Below are 21303 nucleotides of genomic sequence, written 5' to 3' on the forward strand. Positions count from 1 at the left end.
ATGGCCATAGTCACACGTCCCGGGCACAAGGGCATCAGGGAACGACCCCCGGGTCGGGTCAGGGGTGTCCCGGATGCGGGCACACCGCACGCAGGTACACGATGGTGACATGACAGAAGCTCCGCCCAGGGAACCGGCCGCTCCTCACCGTGTGCTGCGACGCAGCAGCGAGGGGCGCTTCCTCATGGGAGTCTGCGCGGGCCTCGGGCGGCACACCGGCATCGACCCCGTGGTGTTCCGCGTGGGCTTCGCGGTGCTGATGCTCGGCTCGGGCATCGGCCTGTTCCTCTACCTCGCGGCGTTCCTGCTGATGAAGGAGCCGAACGGCAAGCCCGGCCTCATCGAGCAGTGGACCCGTCGCGACTTCGACGCCGACGCCGTGATGGCGCTGCTGGCCGCGGTGCTGGCGTGCGGCCTGGGGATCAACATGGCGACGGTGTGGCTGGGCGTGGGCACGCTGGTGGTGGGGGTGTTCCTGGCCGTGTCGCTGCTGGCCGCGCACGCGAGCGGGGTCGACCTGCTGGGGCTGGCCCGGTCGATGCCCGAGCGGCTCAGCAGGCGCAGGACCGGCGACGGGCAGCCGGCGCCGTCCTACACGCCTCCCAGGCCGGCCTCTCCGGTGCGGCCGCAGTCCGCGGCCACCGGTTTGAGCGAGACCGCGCAGACGTCGCCGGCATCGTCCCGGGCAGCGGTGACCGACCAGACTCAGCGGGCGGCCCCCGTCCAGAATCAGGGGGTGCCCGGCCAGGCCCAGGAGGCGTCCGGCCAGGCCCAGGAGGCCGCCGGTCGTTCGATCCGGCGGCCGTCCACCGAGCCGGCACAGGAGACGACCCGGGAGTTCACCGGGCTGGTGAACGAGAACGCGCAGGAGTCGCCTCCCGCCGGGCCCGCCCGGGCGCACGACGCCATGGAGCCGGATGCGGCCCTCGGCGACGCGGTGACTGCGGAGCATGCCGTGCCCGCGTACCAGCCGCCCGCCCATGGCCGGCGGCAGCCGGGCACGGCCGGCTACGGCGACCCGTTCGCCCCCAACGGCCCCTACCAGCCGCTCGATCCGGCCAGGAGAGGCGGCGGCTACTCGCCGTACGATCCCGCTCTGTACGCCCGCCCGGCCCCCGAGGAACGACCCAGACCGGCGCGCCGCCCGAAGTCGTTCATCGGCGTCTTCACCCTGTTGCTGGCTTTCATCATTGGAGGAATCGTCATGGCGGCCCAGGCCAGGACGGCCGCTGGCGTGAGCCCGACCATCGTCGGCGGCGCCATGCTCATCACCATCGGCGCCGGGCTGCTGATCGCCGCCTGGTGGGGGCGGGGCGCCGGGCTGGTCGCCGCTGGTACGTTCGTCGCGCTGCTCGTGGGCACGGGGCTGATGCTGGGCGGTGTGCCGAGCAATGTCGGATCGTCGGAGTGGACCCCGGCCAGCGTGGCGGAGTCGAGCCGCCACTATGACGTGGGGCTCGGCGACGGCCGGCTCGACCTGTCGGAGCTGGAGCTGGCGCCGGGGTCGACGACGACGTTCACCGCGTCGGTCAAGGCGGGCGAGCTGGTGGTGATCGTGCCACCGACGGCGAGAGTGGAGGTGCGTGCCTCCAACAAGGTCGGCGACATCACGCTGGACCAGTCGATCCAGGGCGGAGTGGACGTGCGGGTGAACGAAGTGATGCAACCCGAGGTGAAACCGGACGGCGAGCCCGCCACCCTCGTGCTCGATCTGCGCAGCGGCGTCGGCGACATCGAGGTGCGACGTGGCGCGTGACGTCGAGCGGCCGCGCCGCGTGCACAGGACGGACTGGATGGCCCTGCTCAGCGGCGTGCTTTTTGTCGTTTTGGGTATTTTGGTGGTGACAAGGGCGATCACGGATTGGCTGGTTCTCTGGGGTGTGATGGTGCTGGGATTGGCGTTCGCGGGACTGGTGGCGATCATCGCCAAGGGGCTCCGCGGCAAGTAGACCTTGACCCGGAATAACACCGGCGTACGTTCGGAGTGTCCGCCTTTCCCCCTGCTCCTGAGGGAGGACGTATGCCCCGAATCACCGTCACCGTCGACGGGATCACCTACGAGGAGGACGTCGAGCCGCGGCTCCTGCTCGTCCACCTGCTGAGAGACCGGCTCGGCAAGACCGGCACGCCGATCGGCTGCGACACCAGCAACTGCGGCGCCTGCACGGTCATGCTCGACGGCAAGAGCGTGAAGAGCTGCTCGGTGCTGGCCGTGCAGGCCGACGGCGGCGACGTCGTCACCATCGAGGGCCTGGGCGCCGACGGGTCGATGCACCCGATGCAGCGGGCCTTCCACGAAGAGCACGCGCTGCAGTGCGGATACTGCACGCCCGGCATGGTCATGGCCTCGATCGACCTGCTCAGAGACGATCCCGACCCGTCCGAGGAGACGATCAGGGAGGGACTCGAGGGCAACCTGTGCCGCTGCACCGGCTACTGCAACATCGTCCGCGCCGTACGGAGGGGCGCGCAGGAGATGGGGCGGGCGGTGAGCGCGCAATGACCGAGATGGACGCCGGCCTGGTCGCGGAGCAGATCGCCCAGAGCGACCAGCTCAACGAGCCGACCGGCCGCTCCGAGGTGGGCAGGCCGCGGCTGCGCAAAGAGGACACGAGGCTGCTCACGGGGCGGACGCAGTGGACGGACAACCTCTCGCGCCCCGGCATGCTGCACGTGATGTACCTGCGCAGCCCGATGGCGCACGCCAGGATCACCAGGGTCGACGTGTCCGGGGCGCGTGACCTGCCGGGGGTCGTGGCGGCGTACAGCGGGGAGGATTTCGCCGCCGAGCAGGGCAGCCTCCCGTGCGCCTGGCCGGTGAGCGAGGACATCGTCATCCCCGACCACCCGCCGATGGCCGTGTCCGAGGTGCGCTACGTCGGCGAGGCCGTGGCCTGCGTGGTCGCGACCGACCGCTACCGCGCCGCCGACGCGCTCGACGCCATCGAGGTCGACTACGAGCCGCTGCCGGCCGTGCTCGACATGAACGAAGCCCTCGCCGACGGCAGCCCGAAGGTGCACGAGGCGGGCAACAAGGCGTTCAGCACGAAGATCACGTCGGGCGACCTCGACGCCGCGTTCGAGGGCGCCCCCGTCGTCATCGACCGCACGTACGTGCAGCAGCGGCTCATCCCGAGCGCGATGGAGCCGCGGGCGGTGCTGGCCGACACCGACGGCGAGTCGTTTACGCTCTGGACGTCCACGCAGATTCCGCACGTCCTGCGGGTCATGCTGGCCATGGTGACCGGCGTCCCCGAGCACCGGATCCGCGTGATCGCACCCGACGTGGGCGGCGGGTTCGGCTCGAAGTTGCAGGTCACCGCGGAGGAGGTGCTGGGCCTGCTGCTCACGCGCAAGCTCGGCAAGCCGGTCAAATGGACGGAGTCCCGCTCCGAGGGCAACCTGACCGTGCACCACGGCCGCGACCAGATCCAGCACATCAGGCTGGCCGCCGACGCCGACGGGCGCATCAGAGGGCTGCAGGTCGACCTGCTGGCCGACATGGGCGCCTACCTGATGCTGGTGACGCCGGGCATCCCCATGCTGGGCGCGTCGATGTTCAACGCGATCTACAAGATGGACGCGTACGAGTTCGCCTGCACGGGCGTGTTCACCACCAAGATGCCCACCGACGCGTACCGGGGCGCGGGCCGCCCGGAGGCGACGTTCGCCATCGAGCGGATGATGGACGAGCTGGCCGCCGAGCTGGGCATGGACCCGGTGGAGGTGCGCAGGCGCAACTGGATCAGGCACGAGGAGTTCCCGTACACGACGATCTCGGGCCTGACGTACGACTCGGGCAACTACGAGGCGGCCACGGACAAGGCGCTGGCGTTGTTCGGCTACGACAAGCTGCGGGCCGAGCAGTCCGACCGGCGTGACAGGGGCGACCCGGTGCAGCTCGGCATCGGCGTCAGCACGTACACCGAGATGTGCGGACTGGCGCCGTCGAGGATGCTCGGCGAGGCCAACTACGGCGCGGGCGGCTGGGAGCACGGCGCGGTGCGCATGCTGCCCACGGGCAAGGTCGAGGTCATCACCGGCACCTCGCCGCACGGGCAGGGCCACGTGACGTCGTGGAGCCAGATCGCGGCCGACGCGCTCGGCGTGCCGTTCGAGGACGTCACGGTGTTGCACGGCGACACGGCGATCGCCCACAAGGGCATGGACACCTACGGCTCCCGCTCGCTGGTCATCGGCGGCGTCGCGGTGCTGAAGGCCTGCGACAAGGTCAAGGACAAGGCCCGCAAGCTGGCCGCGCACGTGCTGGAATGCTCGCCGGACGACCTGGAGTTCGAGGCCGGGGCGTTCAAGGTGCGGGGCACCGAGTCGCAGCGGACGATCCAGGAGCTCGCCCTGGCCGCGTTCACGGCGCACGACCTGCCCGACGGGGTGGAGGCGCGGCTCGACTCCGAGGCCACGTTCGACCCGGAGAACTACTCCTTCCCGCACGGCACCCACCTGTGCGCGGTCGAGGTGGACACGGAGACGGGCATGGTGAAGATCCGCTCGTACGTGGCGGTCGACGACGTCGGCAAGGTCGTCAACCCGCTGATCGTGGAGGGCCAGGTGCACGGCGGCATCGCGCAGGGCATCGCGCAGGCGCTGTTCGAGGAGGCCGTCTACGACGCCGACGGCAACCTGCTGACCACCACGATGGCCGACTATCTGCTTCCGTCGGCGGCGGACCTGCCGGGCTTCACCCTCGACCGCACCGAGACGCCGGCGACCAGCAACCCGCTGGGCGTCAAGGGCGTCGGCGAGGCGGGCACGATCGCCTCGACCCCGGCCGTGGTGAACGCCGTCGTGGACGCCCTGCGCCCGCGCGGCGTGCACGACGTTCGGATGCCGTGCACGCCGGAACGCATCTGGCGGGTCCTCAACGACGGCGCGCAGGAAGGAGTACGGCCATGATCCCCGCGCAGTTCGACTACGCGCGGCCCGCCTCGCTGGACGAGGCCTGCCAGGCGCTCGCCTCCGACGAGGAAGCCAAGGTGCTGGCGGGCGGCCAGTCGCTGCTGCCGCTGCTGCGCATGCGGCTGGCGTACCCGTCGACGCTGGTGGACGTCGGCCGGCTGCCGGATCTGAAGGGCGTGCACGACCGCGGCGACCACGTCTTCATCGGCGCGATGACCACGCACGACGAGGTCGTGCGCTCCGACGTGGTCACCGCGGGCTGCCCGCTGGTGGCGCTGTGCACGGCCATGGTGGCCGACCGGGCGATCCGGCACCGGGGCACGTTCGGCGGCTCGCTGGCGCACGCCGACCCGGCGGGTGACCTGCCTGCCGTGGTGCTGGCGCTGGACGGCGTGCTCGTGGCCAGGTCGGCGGAGGGTGAGCGGGAGATCCCCGCCGCCGGCTTCTTCGTCGACTACCTGGAGTCGGCGCTGGAGCCGGGCGAGATCCTGACCGGGGTGAAGATCCCGAAACTGGGCGCGGGCTGGGGTTTCCACTACGAGAAGTTCCACAGGACCGCGCAGTCGTGGGCGATCGTCGGGGTGGCGGCGGCGGTCAAGCGTTCCAACGGCACGATCACCGAGGCCAGGATCGGGCTGACGAACATGGGAGAGAAGCCGCTGCGCGCCCGCGCCACCGAGTCGGCCCTGCGGGGCGTGGAGCTCGGTGACCAGGTGCGCCTGGCGTGCGAGGAGGCGGCCGCGGACACCTCTCCGCCGGCCGACCTGCACGCGCAGCCAGACTACCGGCGGCATCTGGCCAGGGTGCTGACCCACCGGGCGGTACGCGCGGCGACGGGATCGCCCTGACCTCGCGGGGGCATCCCTTCCGGGGTGCCCCCGCCCCGGCGTAGTGTCGCTACCAGAGGGAGCGGATCGGTGACTTCTCCGCTCCGCGAAGGGAGCGGCTTCTCGCCCGCTCGCGCGGGAGACGACGGTCAAGCCCTGACCGATGCCCGAAAGAACAAGCTCAATCCTATCCGGAGATGCGATGCGGTTCGAACACGAGTTCACGGTCCCTGTTCCGGTCGAGCAGGCCTGGGCGGTGCTGCTCGACGTCGAGCGGGTCGCTCCGTGCCTGCCGGGGGCGAGCCTGGACGTCTTCGAGGGCGACGAGTTCACCGGCAGGATGAAGGTCAAGGTCGGCCCGATCACGGTGACGTACAAGGGCTCGGCCGCGTTCGAGGAAGTGGACAAAGACTCCCACACGCTGACGCTCAAGGCGTCGGGCAAGGAGGCGAGGGGGTCGGGCACGGCCTCCGCCACGGTCAAGGCGCGGATGACGCCGCGTGAGGGGGCCACGGCGGTGGCCGTGGAGACGACGTTCAACGTGACCGGCCGGCCGGCCCAGTTCGGGCGCGGCGTGATGGCCGAGGTCGGCGCCAAGCTGATCGACAGGTTCGCCGAGAATCTGGCCGCGCTGCTGTCCGAGTCGACCGTCGAGCCCGCCTCCCCACAGGAGGAGGATCGGCCTCTCGCGGCGGTGCCCGAGCCCGGCGAACCCGAGGAGCTCCGGCAGGAGGTGCGGCCCGTGGGCACGTTGCGCACGTCGCGCACGGCCGACGAGGAGGCGCTCGACCTGCTGGAGATCGCCGGGCAACCGCTGCTCAAGCGGCTGGCGCCCATCGCGGGCGCGGTCGCGGCGCTGCTGGTCATCGTCTGGGTGATTCGTCGGCTTATGCGCTGATTTTTGGGCAAATATTCGATCAAGTTCTGACGCTTCCCCTCCGGTAGGGGCAGCCATCCCCGCAGAGGACTACTGGGGGGGACTCGGCATGCCGGACTGCACGGTCGTCGTCATCACGTACAACGACGCGGCCCGCCTGCCCAGGGCCGTACACTCCGTGCTCGGGCAGTCGCTGCGCGACCTGGAAGTGATCATCTCCGACGACGCCAGCACGGACGGCACGCCGGAGGTGGCGGCCCGCCTCGTGGCCGCCGACCCCCGGGTCCGCTACCTGCGCAGGCAGCACAACAGCGGCGGGTGCGGGGCCCCGCGCAACGACGGCGTCGACGCGGCGACCGCGCCGTACGTCATGTTCCTCGACAGCGACGACGAACTGCCCCGGCACGCGTGCAAGAGCCTGCTCACCGAGATCGAGCGCACCGGCGCCGACTTCGTGTCGGGGCAGATCTCACGCCTGTACGAGCGGACCGGACGCCTGCAGCCGTACTATCCGTGGTTGTTCGCCCGGCGGCGGGTGGTCGAGGGCATCCGCGAGGAGCCCGAGCTGTTCCTCGACGGCTTCACCACCAACAAGCTCTACGACCTGAGCCGGCTGCGCGCCGCCCGGCTGCGTTTCCCCGAGGACATCCACTACGAGGACCACGTCTTCGCCGCCGAGCTGTACGCGCTGTCACGCAGGTTCGCCGTCGTGCCGTGGACGGTCTACCACTGGCACAGGGCGCCGACGAACGAGTCGATCTCGCTGAGCATCGACGACCTGGACAACGTGCGCCAGCGGGTCACCGCCGCCCGGATGAGCGACGACGCCCTGCGCCGGCACGGGGCCGGCGACCTGGTGCCGCACCGCCAGCGCCGCTTCCTCCGCCAGGACCTGCGCGTCTACCTCAACCCGCTGCCCTCCCGCGACCTGGTGTGGACCAAGGAGTTCGCCTCCATCGTGCGGCCGTACCTGGAGGAGATCCCCGGGGACGCGCTGGACGAGATGGCGCCCCTCGACCGGGTCTGCTGCCGGCTCATCCTGGACGACCGGATCGAGGACCTGCGGATCGCGGCGGGCTCGCTCACCGGGCCGAGGGCCGCCCCCAGGGCCGCCGTGCAGCAGGACGGGCGGACGTACTGGGGCACCACGGTCTCGCCCGGCATGGACATCACCCGGCTGCGGCTGGCGGACCTGCCCTACTCGGCGTCCAGGCTGCGGCACGAGGCGACGGCTCTGTCCTCCGACGGCGAGCGCGTACGGATGACCGTGCGCAGCTACGACCCGTTCGGCAAGCTGCCGCTGGAGTGGACGGCGTTCCTGCAGCTCGGCGGGAAGCGTGTCCCCATCACGCCGCGGCCGTCCGGCGACGGCGGGTACGTCAGCGAGGTCGTCTTCACGCCCACCGGCAAGTGCGATCCGCGCATCGGCTTCACCAGGACCTCCGACGGGCACACCACGACCGACCGGATCATCGTCGATCCGCGCACCGAGCCCATCGAGCTGCCCGGCCGCACGGTGAAGGCGGAGGGCCACGCCGCGTACCTGTGCGTGCGTCCCGTGGCCGGGCCGCGGCCCGTGTGGCAGCGGGTCAAGCGGCGCCTCATCAAGCGGTACAGCACGCCGCGGAACAAGCTGAGGGCGTACAAGGTGCTGATCCGCGTGTTGCCGCGGCGCGGGGACCTCGCGCTGTTCGAGTCGGACGTCGGGAAGGGCTACAGCGGCAGCCCTCGGGCCGTCCACGAGGAGCTGCGGCGGCGGGGGCTGCCGATCGAGGTGGTCTGGTCGGCGGCGAAGGGGGGCGGCGGGTTTCCCCAAGGCGTGCGGCGGGTGCGCAGGGGCAGCTGGCGTCACGTCTGGACGATGGCGCGCGCGGGATTCTGGGTGGACAGTCACGGGTTCCCGCTCGACTACCCGAAGCCGCGCGGCACCCGCTACCTGCAGACCTGGCACGGCCAGGGGATCAAGTCGATCGGCTTCGACGCGCCCGACCTGCGCGGCGACTTCGACCGGCCGCGGGCACGATGGCGGGCCGCGGTCGCCCGGTGGGACGCGCTGGTGTCGCCGAGCGCGGAGTTCTCGCGGGTGTTCCTGCCGTCCAACGGCTACACGGGCAAGGTCTACCGCTGCGGGACGCCCCGCTGCGACGCCCTCGTACGCGGGGAGGGCGCGCGCGATGTGCGGGAGCGGCTGGAGATCCCGCCCGGCAGGAAGATCCTGCTGTACGCGCCCACGTACCGGGACCGGGCCAAGGGCAGCGGCCGGTCGGTGCGCGTGGACCTGGAGCTCATGGCCGACGAGCTGGCCGGCGAGTGGGTCGTCGTCCTGCGCATCCATCCGGTCGAGCGGTATCGCGTGCCCGAGCACCTGCTGCACTTCGTCCGCACCGCCGGGTCCTACCCGGAGATCAACGACCTGATGCCCGCCTCGGACGCGCTGCTGACGGACTACTCCTCGGTGATGTGCGACTACGCGCTCACGGGCAAGCCGATGGTGTTCTTCGTCGACGACTGGGACGACTACCGGCTCTCGGAGCGCGGCGTCTACCACGACCTCCCGGCCATCGCGCCGGGACCGTGCGTGACGACCACCGAGGACCTGGTGGCCGCGCTCAGGGACCTGCCCGCCCGGCACGCGGCCTGCGCCGAGCGGTACGCCGCCTTCCGCGAGCTCTGGTGCGCCGACGAGCACGGCGACGCCGCCGCCAGGATCGTGGCCGACTTCTTCGAGGGCGCCCATTGAGCGTCGTCTTCGCCTGCCTCGACGCCGACTCCCTCGGCGGTGTCCAGCAGGTGACGCACACCCTCGCGCAGGGGCTGGCCGGCCGGGGCCACGAGGTGCACGTGATCGGCCTTCACCGCCCCGCCGCCCCCTTCCGGTACGTGGACCGGCCGCTCTACCACCACCACGTGGTCAGCCGCCGCCCCATGGACACGACCGGACGCCTGGCCCGCAGGCGGGTCGACAGGAAGCTGAAGGAACTGCTCGAAACGATCCGGCCGGGGTACGCGGTGATGACCTCGCCCTCGGCGGTGGCCAGGATGGCAGGGCTGCTGCCGCCGGCGTTCCGGCCCATCGGGCAGTATCACGGCTCCTACGACCACGCCCGCGACTGCTGGCACCTGGCCTCGATCAGGAGGCACTACCCCCGGCTCGACCAGGCGGTGTTCCTCAGCGAGGACGACGCGTGGCGGTTCTCGGAGCACGCGCTGCTGCCCAACGCGTGGAGCCTGCCGAACCCCCTGGCGATCTGGCCGGAGGAGACGTCCGCGCTCGACTCCCCGCGGGTGCTCGGCGTGGGCAGGCTGGAGGGGGTCAAACGGTTCGACCGGCTGATCACCGCGTTCGCCCGGTCGGGCGCGCCGCCGCCGTGGGAGCTGCACCTGATCGGCGACGGCGGCGAGCTGGCACGGCTGCGCGAGCACGCGGCCGGGGAGGGCGTCGGTGACCGGGTGGTCTTCCGGGGACGGGTGCCCGCCGCGCGCATGCCCGGCGAATATCTCGCGGCCTCGGTTCTCGGCCTGACCAGCGAGCACGAGGGCCTGCCCGTCGTGCTGCTGGAGTCTGCCGCGCACGGGGTGCCCGCAGTGGCGTTCGACGTGTCGGGGGGCGTGCGCTCGGCCGGGCCGGTGGCGGTGCCGCCCGGCGACGTCACCGCCTTCGCCTCCGCGCTGGGCCGGCTCGTCCGTTCCGCTGAGGAGCGGCGCCGCTCGGGCGCCGCCGCCCGCGCACGGGCCGAGGCCTTCCGCCTCGACGCCGTGCTGGACCGCTGGGAGTCGATGTTCGCCCACATCGACCGATGAGCGGCTACACCGCCGGTTCGGCCAGTTCCGGGCGCTGCTGCGGCACGCCCGCGAGCGCGCACTGGCCCGAGGTCAGCATCGCGGCCACCGGGCTCGGCTCGCGCAGCCGGTTCAGCCGGTCGCGCATGGCCTTGCGCATGCGGCTGGCCTTACGCTTCTGCATCGTCTTCTGGCAGGCGATCACGTGTTCCTTCGTGGGCTTGGGCGCGCCGGTGAGCTCGTACCCCATGGACTCCAGGCGGTCGCCGAGCATGTGCTCGCACAGCGAGATCTCCCAGTCCTCCAGCCGGTTCGCCCAGCTGCCCACGCGGGTGCGCAGGACGTCGCCGTGCGTGTTGCTGTGCCAGACCTTGTGCTGCGGCACCGCCACCTGGGCCGCCTCGCGCGGGGAGACCATCGACGGGGCGAAGTCCTCCTCCAGGAAGTGGCAGAGCTTCTTCAGCTCGGTCGCCGGGTCGTCCGTGAGGTCCTCGTAGCGCAGCTCGTAGTACGTGTCCTCGGGCAGGGTCCGGCGCAGCCGGCCGCCCGCGTCGATGGCCTCGGCCCAGGTGGACACGGCGTGGAAGGAGTCCAGGTTGTACCAGGGCATCTCTTTGAGCGAGGACACGCAGTCGCGGCCGTCCCTGATGAGGTGGATGAACTGGGCGTCGGGGAAGAGCCGCAGCAGCATGTCGACCTGCTTGACGTAGCTCGGCCGCTTGTCGCCCCAGCGGGGCTTGTCGAAGCGGTCGGCGTACATGCGGAAGGCCGTGCCGATCACCGAGCCGAGCGAGCCTGGACCCTCCACGCACTGCCGGACGAACTCGTCCTTGTCGATCTTGAGCTCGCGGAACTTGGTGCTGCGTTCGGTCGCGATCCACTGGGCGAAGGCGCGACGGCGCTGGGTGACCCGCAGGTCGCCCCAGGTGCGCCGGCGGTGGTAGGCGGGAACGAGGAAGCGCGTCTCCGGAGGCACCGCCATGCGCGGGTGCGAGTGGAGCATGAGCTGGAGCATCGTGGTGCCAGACCGCGGGCATCCGATGACGAAGACTGGCCGGTCGGACATTGCGTAGTAACCCCCGAAAACTTAGACGAGAACGTGCTCTCGGCTCTCCTGAGAGGAGGCCGCGCCGTGCCTGCGCGTGAAGAGCCACAGCCGGTAGACGAGGAAGACCTCGTTGGCCAGCAGCAGGACCCCCGACATCGCGGCGAGCGGGATCAGCGCCCATGCCCCCGCAAGAGGCGCGACCACGAACACCGCCGCATGGAACTCGATGCCGCTGATCAGGTGCGAGCGCACCCGGTGGCGGGCCAGGAACCTGTTGAGCCGTCGCGGAAAGCTGCGCCGCCGGGGCCCCCGCCCCAGCGCCACCCGATCCTGCGGCTCCTGCGGCTCCTGGTCGAAAGGATCCTGATCGAAGGGCTCATGCTCGTCGCCGGGCTCCTGCCGCCCCTCCTTGACCGCCTCGCGCACCCGCTTCATCTGCGGCGCGTTGACGTACCTGAACAGGTCGAGCACGGCCACCGCCGCGCCCAGGACGATGAAGTGCACCTCGCCCGTCAGCGCGTACTGCCCGTACGCCAGCCCCCCGGCGCACAGGACCACCCGGACGCGGTCTCCCACGTAGTCGAGCCAGAGCCCGAAGGGCGTGCCGGTGCCCTTGAGCCGGGCGACCTTGCCGTCCACGCAGTCGATCATGAAGCTCAGATAGAACGCGAGAGCGCCCGCCGCGAGCTGGTTCATCGCGAAGCAGGCGGCCGACACCGCGCCGAGGACCAAGGAGAACACGGTGAGCGCGTTGGGCGTCAGCTGGGTACGGTTGGCCACGGCCAGCGCGACCCGGCAGGCGGCCGGGTCCACGAAATACACGGTCCACCAGGAATCTCTCCGCTTGCGTGTCTCGTGGACGTCATCGAGCGAATAGGTCCTCATGGACTCCAGCATGGCCACGCGACGCGCCAGATCGATTACTCTCTGGAACTACTGGATGGTTTCCATGCCTGTTCTTGACCGTCCCGGCACGGAAAACCGCCACGTGGGTCCGGTGTCGCCGTCCCTGCACCAGCCGGTCATGACCAGGCCGCGCAGTTCGGCGCGCACCTCGAGTTTCCAGCTCTTCCCGCCGCCGCCGAGCCGGCGGGGGTCGATGGCGGCGACCACGCCGTAGCGGCCCGAGCGCCGCACCTCCAGGGGCACGCGGCGGCGTCCGTCGCAGAGCCACATGCTGACCCTGGCCGGCTTCCTGTCGACGCGGTGGAACGACACGTGCCCCCGCAGCCGGTACTCCGTGCCGGTCCACTCGCACGCGTCGACCCTGGCGACCAGTTTGAGCTCGTCCCGGGCGTCGAAGACCTCGTCGGGGATCCGGAGCCGGCGGTTGCGGAAGAAGGGGTAGTCGCCGTACCAGTTGGTGACGCGCAGGCCGCGCGGCACGATGCGGGTGGCGCCCTCGCGGGCCCGCCGGAACGCGCGCACCTTGCGCAGCTCCGCCACCAGCCCGCGCTTGACCAGGTGCAGCTCCAGGCGGCGCAGCGAGGGCGCGGTGGCCAGCGCCCGCACGCTCAGCTCGGCCAGCCACGCGTGGGCCAGCTCCACCACAGGACCGCACTCGTCGCAGTTCTCCAGCGCCTGGAAGAGGAACAGGATGTCCTTCTCCAGCACCAGCGCGTCGAAGCCGTCGAGCAGATCGGGCGCACGCTCCTCGAGGAAGGCGCGGACCGCGCGGATGGCCGCGAGGCGCTCGTACAGGTTGTCCGGCTCGGTCCTGCGCTGCGTGATCGACGTCGCCCCTGTCTCGCGCCTGCGCCAGTGGTAGACCACGTCGCCCACCATGTCCACGCTGGTGGCCAGGACGTGCGCCTGCATGGCGACGGGCACGTCCTCGTAGATGCCGGCGGGGAACGCCAGGCCGCAGCGCTCCCAGAAGGCGCGCCGGTAGACCTTGTTCCACACCGTGCGGTCCCTGACGAGCACCTGCTTGTCGGTGATGTGGGTGCACAGCTGCGGCCGCCTGAACACCTTCTCGTGCAGCGTCGACTCCTCCAGCCGGCCGTCCACGAGCCGTCCCACCGCGCCGCACGCGAGGTCGGACCCGGTCTCGGCCAGGCTGCCGACGAGCAGCTCGTACGCGTGCGGCGGCACGACGTCGTCGCTGTCGGCGAAGGCCAGATAGGTGCCGCGGGCGTGCCGGATGCCCTCGTTCCGCGCGGGGCCCGGCCCCTGGTTGCGCTGGGTGACGATGACAAAACGCTCGTCACGGGCGGCGAAGTCCTCGGCCACGCGCCGGCTGCCGTCCTCGGAGCCGTCGTCGACCAGGATCACTTCGAAGTCCTCCAGTGTCTGGGCGGCCAGCGACTTCAGGCACTCGGTGATGTACGCCTCCACGTCGTGAAACGGGACGACGACGCTGAGCAGGGGGATCATGACGATTGCTCCTTGCTTCCTGGACCCGGCTCGAAAGGACAGGTCGAGGGCAGCATGCCGTGGCCGCCGGGCCGGATCCGCATCCCTGATCAGCTCTTTACCTGACGCAGAATCGGCTACGTTGTGCAGTTGAGTCCGCGCTGAGAGTTAGGGGCAGCGATGCTGAGGAGCGTCCGTGACGATGATCTGCCCGTCATGCGCCGATGGCGCAACCACCCGCGGGTGCGCGCGGCCAGCTTCGCCACGCACGAGATCACGCCGGCCGAGCACCTGCGGTGGTGGCAGGCGACCTGCGCCGACCCGGGCCGGTGCGTGCTGATCTACGACCACCACGGGGTCTCCGCGGGGGTGGTGACCTACGCCGACCTGGCGTCCGGCGCCGCCTCCTGGGGCTTCTACCTCGACCTCGAGGGGCTCGAAGGGTCGGGCGACCTGCTGCGGGCGTGGATCGGGCTGGAGAAGGCGGCCATCGCGCACGCCTTCGGGCCGCTCGGGCAGGCGGCGCTCCGCGGCGAGGTGCTGGCCGACAACGCGCCGGTCAGGCTGCTGCACCAGCGGTTCGGCTTCGCCGAGGTGGATTCCTACCAGCGCGACGTCGACGGTGTTCCGCGCGACGTCGTGGCCATCGAGCTCAGGAAGGGGCAGGCATGATCTCCATCGCGGGGCGGCCGATCGGGGCCGGGCATCCGCCCTACGTCGTCGCCGAGATGTCCGGCAACCACAACGGGAGCCTGGCGCAGGCGCTGGCCATCGTGGACGCGGTGGCGGCCAGCGGCGCGCACGCGCTGAAGTTGCAGACCTACCGGGCCGACACGCTGACCGTCGACTGCGACGGGCCCGCGTTCCGGATCGGCGACGGGCACGAACTGTGGGGCGGCGAGCACCTCTACCGGCTCTACGAGCGTGCCCACACGCCGTGGGAGTGGCACGAGCCGATCTTCGAGCGGGCCCGCGAGCACGGGCTCACCGCCTTCTCCTCCCCCTTCGACCCCACGGCCGTCGAGCTGCTGGAGAAACTGGGCACACCGGCGTACAAGATCGCCTCGTCGGAGATCGTGGACCTGCCGCTGATCAGGCTCGCGGCGAGCACGGGCAAGCCGCTGATCATCTCGACGGGCATGGCGTCCGCCGGGGAGATCGAGGCCGCCGTGACGGCCGCCCGCGAGGCGGGCTGCGCGCAGCCGGCGGTCCTGTCGTGCACGGCGTCCTATCCGGCCTCGCCCGCCGAGAGCAACCTGCGCGCGCTGCCGCTGCTGGCCGCGCTCACCGGAGCGGTCGTCGGCGTCTCCGACCACACGCCGGGGCTGGGCGCCGCGCTGGCCGCGGTGGCGCTGGGCGCCTGCCTGATCGAGAAGCACGTCACGACGTCCAGGGCCGAGGGAGGGGTCGACGCGGCCTTCTCGCTGGAGCCGGGCGAGCTGCTGGCGCTGGTGGTGGAGAGCGAGCGGGCCTGGCAGTCGCTGGGCAGCCCGGTGATCGGGCCGCGCCCGTCCGAGCGCGAAGGGCTGCGCTTCCGCCGATCCCTCTACGTCGTGCGCGACGTGCGCGCGGGCGAGCCGGTGACCCCGGACAACGTACGCTCGATCCGGCCGGCGGGCGGGCTGCCTCCCGAGGCCGCCGCGCAGGTGATGGGCCGGTGCTTCACCCGGGACGTGGCGTTCGGCACGCCGCTGACCTGGGACCTCGTCTAGAGCAGGGCGAGCAGGGCGTCGGCTGCGCGCTCCCTGCCCTTGCCGTCGACGAGGCCGCTCCCCCGCCTGCCGTGTTCCTCGCGGGTGGCGGGGTCGGCGAGCAGCCGGGCGAGCGCGGCCACGGCCCGCGCGTCCGGCTCGCCGCCCAGCCCGGCGGCGACGCCCCGGCCGACCAGCTCGCCATAGCCGATGAGCTGGTTGTCCGCCACCCAGGTCAGCGCCGTGGGCACGCCGAGGTAGAGCAGCTCCCAGATGGCCGAGCCGGCGGCGGTGACCACGAGGTCGGCGCCGGCCATCAGCTCGGGCAGGCGGTCCGTCGGCGGGATCACGGTGATCGGGTCACCCGCGTCGAAGGGCGCCGGACTGATCACCGTGCCGCGGAACGGCTCGCCCGTCGCCAGGAGGGCCCGTGCCCACGCGGGGGCGACGCCGGCGCTGTCGGTGCCGCCGAAGAAGCAGAGCACGTGCGGCACCCGGTCACGCCGGGGCGTGCGCGCGCACCGGCGTACGCGGTCGCGCAGCAGCGCGTACCGTGCTCCGGCCAGCCACCGCCCGCCCGTGCCGGACCCGTGGCGGCGCTCGGCGCCGAGGTTCTGGTCGAGATAGAGGTCGGCCTGCTGGCCCAGGGGGTCGCCGTCGGCGATGGCCAGCACCGCCAGGCCGGCCTGCCTGAGCGCCGCCCCCGTCTCGGCGTGCAGCTCGTACGAGTCCAGCACGACGGCGGCCAGCCGCGACTCGCGGGCCAGCGCCGCCAGGCGGCCGGGAGCGGGCGGCGCGTCGACCAGCGGCAGCCCGCGCTGCTCCAGCTGCGCCAGCGCCCACTCCGAGCCGCGCACGTGCCCGAGGAAGACCACCTCGGCGCCCCGGGCGCACAACTCCTCGGCCAGCGCCACGCAGCGCACCAGATGGCCGACTCCGATGCTCTCCCCGGCGTCGCAGCGGAAACCCACCCTGTGGCGGCCGCTCACGCGTCCTGCAGCGCCTTCTGCCGCACGTGGGCGTTGAGCCCGCACACCTCGGGCCGGGCTCGCAACCAGCCCACCAGCGCCTTGACCGGCACGTAGCGGTCGCCGAACTCGCCCACCACGCGGGAGATCAGCTCCCAGTCGTCCTCGGTGTCGAGCGTGACCCGCAGGTCGTCGGCGGCGGGCCGGTAGGTCAGCCCGAGCAGCCGCGCGTCGCCGGGATGCTCGTAGACGTAGGAGGTGACGTGGGTGCGGTGGAAGGCGGCGGCCTCCCGGTCGGCCCGCTCCAAGGCGGTCCTGCCGACGATCTCCACGTCGAGCCCGCGCGGCAGCGTGCGCACCAGGCTCGTGCTCAGGTAGTCGAGGCCGGGCACGGCCCGGAAGACCAGCGCCGCCTCCCTGATCACGGCCGGGTCGAGCAGCGGGCAGTCGGCCGTGAACCGCATCACCGCGTCGGCGCGCCGGCCGGCCATCGCGTGCACGAAGCGCGTCAGCACGTCGTCGACCGGCCCCCGGTGACAGGCCACGCCGAGCGCGCGGCACTCGGCGGCCACGGCGTCGTCGGCCGGCTCGGTCGTGGTGGCGACAACGAGATCGTCGAGGGCGCCCGCCTCGCGCGCGGCGCGTACGACCCAGGACAACACCGAGCGGCCGCCCAGGTCGCGCAGCACCTTTCCGGGCAGGCGTGTGGAGCCCATCCGAGCCTGAACAATTCCGACAATGCGCACCGAAGCCCCATTCCCCCGTGTGACGCTGAGTCCCAGCACGATCGCGCTATGCTACCGCCTGCTCATACGACGACAGTGCGCAAGCACGATTCAGGGGGCCACGTGAGCATTCTCAGCGGATCGTCGATCTTGATCACCGGAGGCACCGGGTCCTTCGGCAAGGCGTTCATCAGGCACGCGCTCGACTCGCTCGGAGTGCGGCGCCTGGTGGTCTTCTCCCGCGACGAGCTGAAGCAGTACGAACTCAGGCAACTCTTCGACGACGACGAGCGGCTGCGCTGGTTCATCGGCGACGTCCGCGACCGCGACCGGCTGACCCGCGCCATGCACGGCGTCGACCACGTCATCCACGCGGCGGCGCTCAAGCAGGTCGACACCGCCGAGTACAACCCGTTCGAATACGTCCGCACCAACGTCTCCGGCTCCCAGAACGTCGTCGAGGCCGCCATCGACTGCGGCGTGCGCAAGGTCGTCGCGCTCTCCACTGACAAGGCGTCCAGCCCGATCAACCTCTACGGCGCCACGAAGCTCGTCGCCGACAAGCTGTTCGTCTCGGCCAACCACTACGCCGCCGCCCACGAGACCCGCTTCTCCGTCGTGCGCTACGGCAATGTCGTCGGCAGCCGCGGCTCGGTCGTGCCCCTCTTCCTGAGGCTGGCCGAGCAGGGCGGCTCCCTGCCGATCACCGACAAGCGCATGACGAGGTTCTGGATCACGCTCGACCAGGCCGTCAGGTTCGTGGTCGACTCGTTCGACCTGATGCAGGGCGGCGAGCTGTACGTGCCGCGCATCCCCAGCATGCGCATCACCGACCTGGCCGAGGCGCTGGCCCCGCACAGCCCGGTCTACGAGATCGGCGTGCGCCCCGGCGAGAAGCTGCACGAGGAGATGATCGGGCCCGACGACGGGCGCAGGACGCTGCGGCTGGCCGACCGCTACGTGCTCCAGCCGACGATCGCGACCTGGGGCTACCGGCCGCCGCACGCCGGCGAGCTGCTCCCCGAGGGTTTCGCCTACCGATCCGACACCAACGACCAGTGGCTCTCGGTCGACGACCTGCGCGGCATGGTGACCGGCTGATGTTGCCCTACGGACGCCAGTCGATCACCGAGTCCGACGTCGAGGCCGTCGCCGAGGTGCTGCGCGGCGACTGGCTGACCACGGGCCCCGCGGTCGGCGCGTTCGAGGCCGAGCTAGCCCGCTGGACCGGCGGCGTGCCGTGCGTGGCGGTCACGTCCGGCACCGCGGCGCTGCACCTCGCCTACGTCGCGGCCGGGGTGCGGCCGGGCGACGAGGTCGTCACCTCGCCGCTGACGTTCGTGGCCACCGCCGCCACGGCCGCGCTGCTGGGCGCGCGGGTGGTCTTCGCCGACGTGCAGCCCGACACGGGCAACCTCGACCCCGGCAGCGCCGCGGCGCTGGTCACGCCCCGCACGCGGGTGGTGACGGCGGTCGACTACGCGGGCCATCCCGCCGACTACGACGAGTTGCGCGCGGTCGCCGACGACGCCGGGGCGCTGCTGATGGCCGACGCGGCCCACTCGATCGGGTCTGCGTACAAAGGGCGGCCGGTGGGGGCGCTGGCGGATCTGACGACGTTCTCGTTCTTCCCGACCAAGACCGTCACCACGGCGGAGGGCGGCGCGGTGGCGGCGGCCGACCCCCAGCACTTGAGGGGGGCCGCCCGGTTCATGAACCACGGCCTGGTCAGAGACCCAGCCGAGCAGCGCCACCCCGGCGAGGGCGGCTGGCACCAGGAGGTGCACGCGTTCGGGCTGAACTACCGGCTGCCCGACGTGCTCTGCGCGCTCGGCCTGAGCCAGCTGCGGCGGCTGCGCCGTTTCCGCGCGCGACGCGCGGAGCTGGTCGCCCGCTACCACCTGATGCTGAGCGACGTGCCCGGCCTCGTCCTGCCCGCCCAGCGCGCCTACGTCGAGCCGGCCTGGCACCTCTATCCCGTCAGGGTCCTCGACGGCCGCCGGCGGGAGGTCTACGACCGCATGCGCGCCGCGGGCATCGGCGTGCAGGTCAACTACCTGCCGGCCTACCGGCATCCGGTGTTCGAGGACCTCGGCTACCGGCGCGGGCTCTGCCCCGTGGCCGAGGCCTACTACGCCGAGGAACTGTCGCTGCCGTTGTTCCCCTGCCTGTCGGACGTCCAGCAGGAGCGGGTCGCGGAGACGCTGGCCGGCATTCTGTCCTGATCAGCGTTCGGCGAGCAGCAGGCCGCCGTCGTCGTCCCTGTCGATGAGGAAGCGCCGGTCTGCGACGGTCGCGACCGGCCGATCCCCCGTCCGCACCAGCGGGCGGATGGGCCTGCCCTGGTCGATGAGCACCTCCCACCACGCCTCGTCACCGACGCGCTCGTCGATGTCGGCCAGCGGCACCCGCGCGCGGAACTCCCGGCCCTCCAGCGCGACGGGGAAGTACATCTCCTCGCCGTCGCTCCTGCGTCTCAGCCGCAGCACGGGTTCGCCGTCGCCGGCGTCGGAGATCCTCCCCGCGCACACCAGCTCGCCGCCGTCCACCTGGCACGAGCCGATGACCGCCCTGGGCGTACGCAGGCGCAGGCCCCAGGCACCCTTGGGCATGCGCACCGGCACCACCCACACCCCCGGCAGCCGCAGCGGCTCCGGGACGAGCGGCCGTGACCAGCGCGGCCCGCCCACCCGGCCGTCGAGCCGCAGCCCGTGGCCCGTCAGCCGCGCGCGCAGGTCCCAATGACCGTGCCTGGCCAGCTGCGCGGGCGTCAGCGTCTCCGGGTCGAAGGCGAACCTGAACGGGAAGGTGTGCTCGGCCACCGAGGGGCCGTCGTCCCGCTCGAAGTCCTCCCAGACGGGCGCGCTGCCCGCTTCCGACAGGAGCACGGTCTCGCCCGTCCCGCGCTCCTGCAACCACACGCGCAATCGCACCCGTCTCAGCCGGGTGGCGTCGAACCTGCCCAGCGACACCCGGCCCACGCCGTGCAGCACCCCGTCGCGCCACTCCAGGCTCACCAGCCGGCCCACCAGGCGCAGCTCGCCCGAGACGTCCGACAGGTGGCCAGGCATCGACGGGTGGCGGCCGCGCCAGCGCCGGCGCAGCAGCCCCACCGGTCCGACCTTCGGCAACAACCGCCCGTCGCGAGCCTGGGCGAACACGTCGGCCAGCTCCTCCAGGCGGCGCCGGTGCAGCAGGTGCACCTGGAGGCGGCGCTCGAACGGGATGCTCTGCCAGGCTTCGCGCGAGACGCCGTCGAGGTAGTGGCAGGCCAGGTCGAGCAGGCCGGCGTCGGCCGACGGGCCCATGGCGGCGATCGCCTCGACGGCGACCGCCATGTCGATGTCCATCGTGTCGCTGTCGAAGCCGGGCTTCAGCCCCGGCGCGGCACGGCCGAGCAGATCGGCGGTCTGCACCACCGACAGCAGGCGGTCGCGCAGGTTGCCGGGCTCCAGGCTGCGCTGGGTGATCGAGGCGCCGGGCTCGTCGCGCTGCCGCCAGTGGTAGACGACCCTGGACAGCACGTCCACCGAACGGGCGCCGACGTGGGCGGCCATGGCGACGGGCTGGTCCTCGTACATGCGCTCGGGGAAGCTCAGGCCCAGGTCGTCCCAGAAGGAGCGGCGGTAGACCTTGTTCCACAACATGCGGTCGCGGATCAGTAGCGGGTGACGGGTGATGTGGGTGCCCTTGCGCGCCCTGGCGAACGCCTGCCGGTGCGCCCACGAGGGCACGAGCAGGTTGCGGTGCAGCCGCATGACGTTGCCGCAGGCCAGGTCGGAGCCGGTGCTTTCGAGCGAGGCCACCATCCGGCCGAACGCGTCGGGCGGCACGGTGTCGTCGCCGTCGACGAAGGCCAGGTAGCGGCCGCTCGCCTGCCGTACGCCGACGTTGCGGGCCCGGCCGACTCCGTGGTTGTCCTGTCTGATGAGGCGGATCCGCCGGTCGCCGGCCTGCCTGGACGCCACCACGGCCGGGCCGCCGTCGTCGCTGCCGTCGTCGACGCAGATCACCTCGAGGTCGGCAAGGGTCTGCGCGGCGATGGAGTCCAGGCAGGGTCCGATGTACTTCTCGACGTTATAGAACGGCACGATCACCGACAGAACCGGCACATG

At 71.8% G+C, this 21303-nt stretch carries 18 protein-coding genes; 12 read left to right on the forward strand and 6 right to left on the reverse strand.

Translation table 11 applies throughout. From position 1 onward, the window contains the following. Positions 1 to 151 precede the first annotated feature (151 nt). The 8 genes from ABGA98_RS03380 (at position 152) to ABGA98_RS03415 (ending at position 10422) form a co-directional block, all read left to right on the forward strand. Complete coding sequence (locus ABGA98_RS03380) at positions 152 to 1756, forward strand: PspC domain-containing protein (RefSeq protein ID WP_347616677.1); 1605 nt, start codon at positions 152 to 154, stop codon at positions 1754 to 1756. Beyond that, the gene (locus ABGA98_RS03385; RefSeq protein WP_347616678.1) at positions 1746 to 1949 is read left to right on the forward strand and encodes a hypothetical protein; all 204 of its coding nucleotides are present in this window, start codon (positions 1746 to 1748) and stop codon (positions 1947 to 1949) included. The genes ABGA98_RS03380 and ABGA98_RS03385 overlap by 11 nt, the downstream gene beginning before the upstream one ends. Positions 1950 to 2020: 71 nt before the next feature. Beyond that, the gene (locus tag ABGA98_RS03390; protein WP_347616679.1) at positions 2021 to 2503 is read left to right on the forward strand and encodes a (2Fe-2S)-binding protein; all 483 of its coding nucleotides are present in this window, start codon (positions 2021 to 2023) and stop codon (positions 2501 to 2503) included. After that, positions 2500 to 4914, forward strand: a complete 2415-nt coding sequence (locus tag ABGA98_RS03395; RefSeq protein ID WP_347616680.1) for a xanthine dehydrogenase family protein molybdopterin-binding subunit — start codon at positions 2500 to 2502, stop codon at positions 4912 to 4914. Before ABGA98_RS03390 ends, ABGA98_RS03395 begins: the two co-directional genes overlap by 4 nt. After that, complete coding sequence (locus tag ABGA98_RS03400) at positions 4911 to 5765, forward strand: xanthine dehydrogenase family protein subunit M (RefSeq protein ID WP_347616681.1); 855 nt, start codon at positions 4911 to 4913, stop codon at positions 5763 to 5765. The genes ABGA98_RS03395 and ABGA98_RS03400 overlap by 4 nt, the downstream gene beginning before the upstream one ends. 181 nt (positions 5766 to 5946) lie before the next feature. Next, entirely contained in the window at positions 5947 to 6642 is a 696-nt protein-coding gene (locus ABGA98_RS03405; RefSeq protein ID WP_347616682.1) for an SRPBCC family protein, read from the forward strand. Between the two features lie 88 nt (positions 6643 to 6730). Further along, positions 6731 to 9361: a CDP-glycerol glycerophosphotransferase family protein gene (locus tag ABGA98_RS03410; RefSeq protein ID WP_347616683.1), complete on the forward strand. Its 2631-nt coding sequence runs from the start codon at positions 6731 to 6733 to the stop codon at positions 9359 to 9361. After that, positions 9358 to 10422: a glycosyltransferase gene (locus ABGA98_RS03415; protein WP_347616684.1), complete on the forward strand. Its 1065-nt coding sequence runs from the start codon at positions 9358 to 9360 to the stop codon at positions 10420 to 10422. Before ABGA98_RS03410 ends, ABGA98_RS03415 begins: the two co-directional genes overlap by 4 nt. A gap of 4 nt (positions 10423 to 10426) precedes the next feature. Here the strand turns inward: ABGA98_RS03415 and ABGA98_RS03420 are convergent, their stop codons facing one another. From ABGA98_RS03420 to ABGA98_RS03430, 3 genes are all read right to left on the reverse strand, one after another. Next, the gene (locus ABGA98_RS03420) at positions 10427 to 11404 is read right to left on the reverse strand and encodes a sulfotransferase (protein ID WP_347616685.1); all 978 of its coding nucleotides are present in this window, start codon (positions 11402 to 11404) and stop codon (positions 10427 to 10429) included. 84 nt (positions 11405 to 11488) lie between these two features. Further along, positions 11489 to 12334, reverse strand: coding sequence for a CDP-alcohol phosphatidyltransferase family protein (locus ABGA98_RS03425; RefSeq protein WP_347616686.1), 846 nt, complete (start codon positions 12332 to 12334; stop codon positions 11489 to 11491). Between the two features lie 48 nt (positions 12335 to 12382). Beyond that, positions 12383 to 13825, reverse strand: a complete 1443-nt coding sequence (locus tag ABGA98_RS03430) for a glycosyltransferase family 2 protein (protein WP_347616687.1) — start codon at positions 13823 to 13825, stop codon at positions 12383 to 12385. A gap of 159 nt (positions 13826 to 13984) precedes the next feature. On the opposite strand from ABGA98_RS03430, the gene ABGA98_RS03435 reads away from it, so the two are divergent. Together ABGA98_RS03435 and pseI are read left to right on the forward strand one after the other, a co-directional pair. Continuing rightward, positions 13985 to 14476 (forward strand): GNAT family N-acetyltransferase, encoded by a 492-nt coding sequence (locus ABGA98_RS03435; protein WP_347616688.1) that lies wholly within the window; start codon positions 13985 to 13987, stop codon positions 14474 to 14476. After that, the gene (gene pseI / locus ABGA98_RS03440; protein WP_347616689.1) at positions 14473 to 15516 is read left to right on the forward strand and encodes a pseudaminic acid synthase; all 1044 of its coding nucleotides are present in this window, start codon (positions 14473 to 14475) and stop codon (positions 15514 to 15516) included. The genes ABGA98_RS03435 and pseI overlap by 4 nt, the downstream gene beginning before the upstream one ends. On the opposite strand, the gene ABGA98_RS03445 is transcribed toward pseI, so the two are convergent. Together ABGA98_RS03445 and ABGA98_RS03450 are read right to left on the reverse strand one after the other, a co-directional pair. Continuing rightward, positions 15513 to 16484 (reverse strand): hypothetical protein, encoded by a 972-nt coding sequence (locus tag ABGA98_RS03445; protein ID WP_347616690.1) that lies wholly within the window; start codon positions 16482 to 16484, stop codon positions 15513 to 15515. The two genes, pseI and ABGA98_RS03445, sit on opposite strands and share 4 nt — an antisense overlap. Further along, positions 16481 to 17248: a glycosyltransferase family protein gene (locus ABGA98_RS03450; protein ID WP_347616691.1), complete on the reverse strand. Its 768-nt coding sequence runs from the start codon at positions 17246 to 17248 to the stop codon at positions 16481 to 16483. Before ABGA98_RS03450 ends, ABGA98_RS03445 begins: the two co-directional genes overlap by 4 nt. A 63-nt stretch (positions 17249 to 17311) precedes the next feature. On the opposite strand from ABGA98_RS03450, the gene pseB reads away from it, so the two are divergent. Both pseB and ABGA98_RS03460 read left to right on the forward strand, forming a co-directional pair. Beyond that, on the forward strand, positions 17312 to 18289 hold the full coding sequence (pseB, locus tag ABGA98_RS03455) for a UDP-N-acetylglucosamine 4,6-dehydratase (inverting) (protein WP_347616692.1): 978 nt from the start codon (positions 17312 to 17314) through the stop codon (positions 18287 to 18289). After that, complete coding sequence (locus tag ABGA98_RS03460; RefSeq protein ID WP_347616693.1) at positions 18289 to 19413, forward strand: aminotransferase class V-fold PLP-dependent enzyme; 1125 nt, start codon at positions 18289 to 18291, stop codon at positions 19411 to 19413. The genes pseB and ABGA98_RS03460 overlap by 1 nt, the downstream gene beginning before the upstream one ends. On the opposite strand, the gene ABGA98_RS03465 is transcribed toward ABGA98_RS03460, so the two are convergent. Then, complete coding sequence (locus tag ABGA98_RS03465; protein ID WP_347616694.1) at positions 19414 to 21300, reverse strand: glycosyltransferase family 2 protein; 1887 nt, start codon at positions 21298 to 21300, stop codon at positions 19414 to 19416. Positions 21301 to 21303: the final 3 nt, after the last annotated feature.

The sequence above is a fragment of the Nonomuraea sp. B1E8 genome (assembly GCF_039871515.1).
In the GTDB taxonomy this organism is placed as follows: Bacteria; Actinomycetota; Actinomycetes; order Streptosporangiales; family Streptosporangiaceae; genus Nonomuraea.

What these genes read in the sequence shown, in the direction of transcription:
- ABGA98_RS03425 (WP_347616686.1), bottom strand. Translation starts at nt 12,334, where the DNA reads ATGAGGACCTATTCGCTCGATGACGTCCACGAGACACGCAAGCGGAGA.
- ABGA98_RS03460 (WP_347616693.1), top strand. Translation starts at nt 18,289, where the DNA reads ATGTTGCCCTACGGACGCCAGTCGATCACCGAGTCCGACGTCGAGGCC.
- ABGA98_RS03400 (WP_347616681.1), top strand. Translation starts at nt 4,911, where the DNA reads ATGATCCCCGCGCAGTTCGACTACGCGCGGCCCGCCTCGCTGGACGAG.
- ABGA98_RS03390 (WP_347616679.1), top strand. Translation starts at nt 2,021, where the DNA reads ATGCCCCGAATCACCGTCACCGTCGACGGGATCACCTACGAGGAGGAC.
- ABGA98_RS03410 (WP_347616683.1), top strand. Translation starts at nt 6,731, where the DNA reads ATGCCGGACTGCACGGTCGTCGTCATCACGTACAACGACGCGGCCCGC.
- ABGA98_RS03420 (WP_347616685.1), bottom strand. Translation starts at nt 11,404, where the DNA reads ATGCTCCACTCGCACCCGCGCATGGCGGTGCCTCCGGAGACGCGCTTC.
- ABGA98_RS03430 (WP_347616687.1), bottom strand. Translation starts at nt 13,825, where the DNA reads ATGATCCCCCTGCTCAGCGTCGTCGTCCCGTTTCACGACGTGGAGGCG.
- ABGA98_RS03395 (WP_347616680.1), top strand. Translation starts at nt 2,500, where the DNA reads ATGACCGAGATGGACGCCGGCCTGGTCGCGGAGCAGATCGCCCAGAGC.
- ABGA98_RS03405 (WP_347616682.1), top strand. Translation starts at nt 5,947, where the DNA reads ATGCGGTTCGAACACGAGTTCACGGTCCCTGTTCCGGTCGAGCAGGCC.
- ABGA98_RS03435 (WP_347616688.1), top strand. Translation starts at nt 13,985, where the DNA reads ATGCTGAGGAGCGTCCGTGACGATGATCTGCCCGTCATGCGCCGATGG.
- pseI (WP_347616689.1), top strand. Translation starts at nt 14,473, where the DNA reads ATGATCTCCATCGCGGGGCGGCCGATCGGGGCCGGGCATCCGCCCTAC.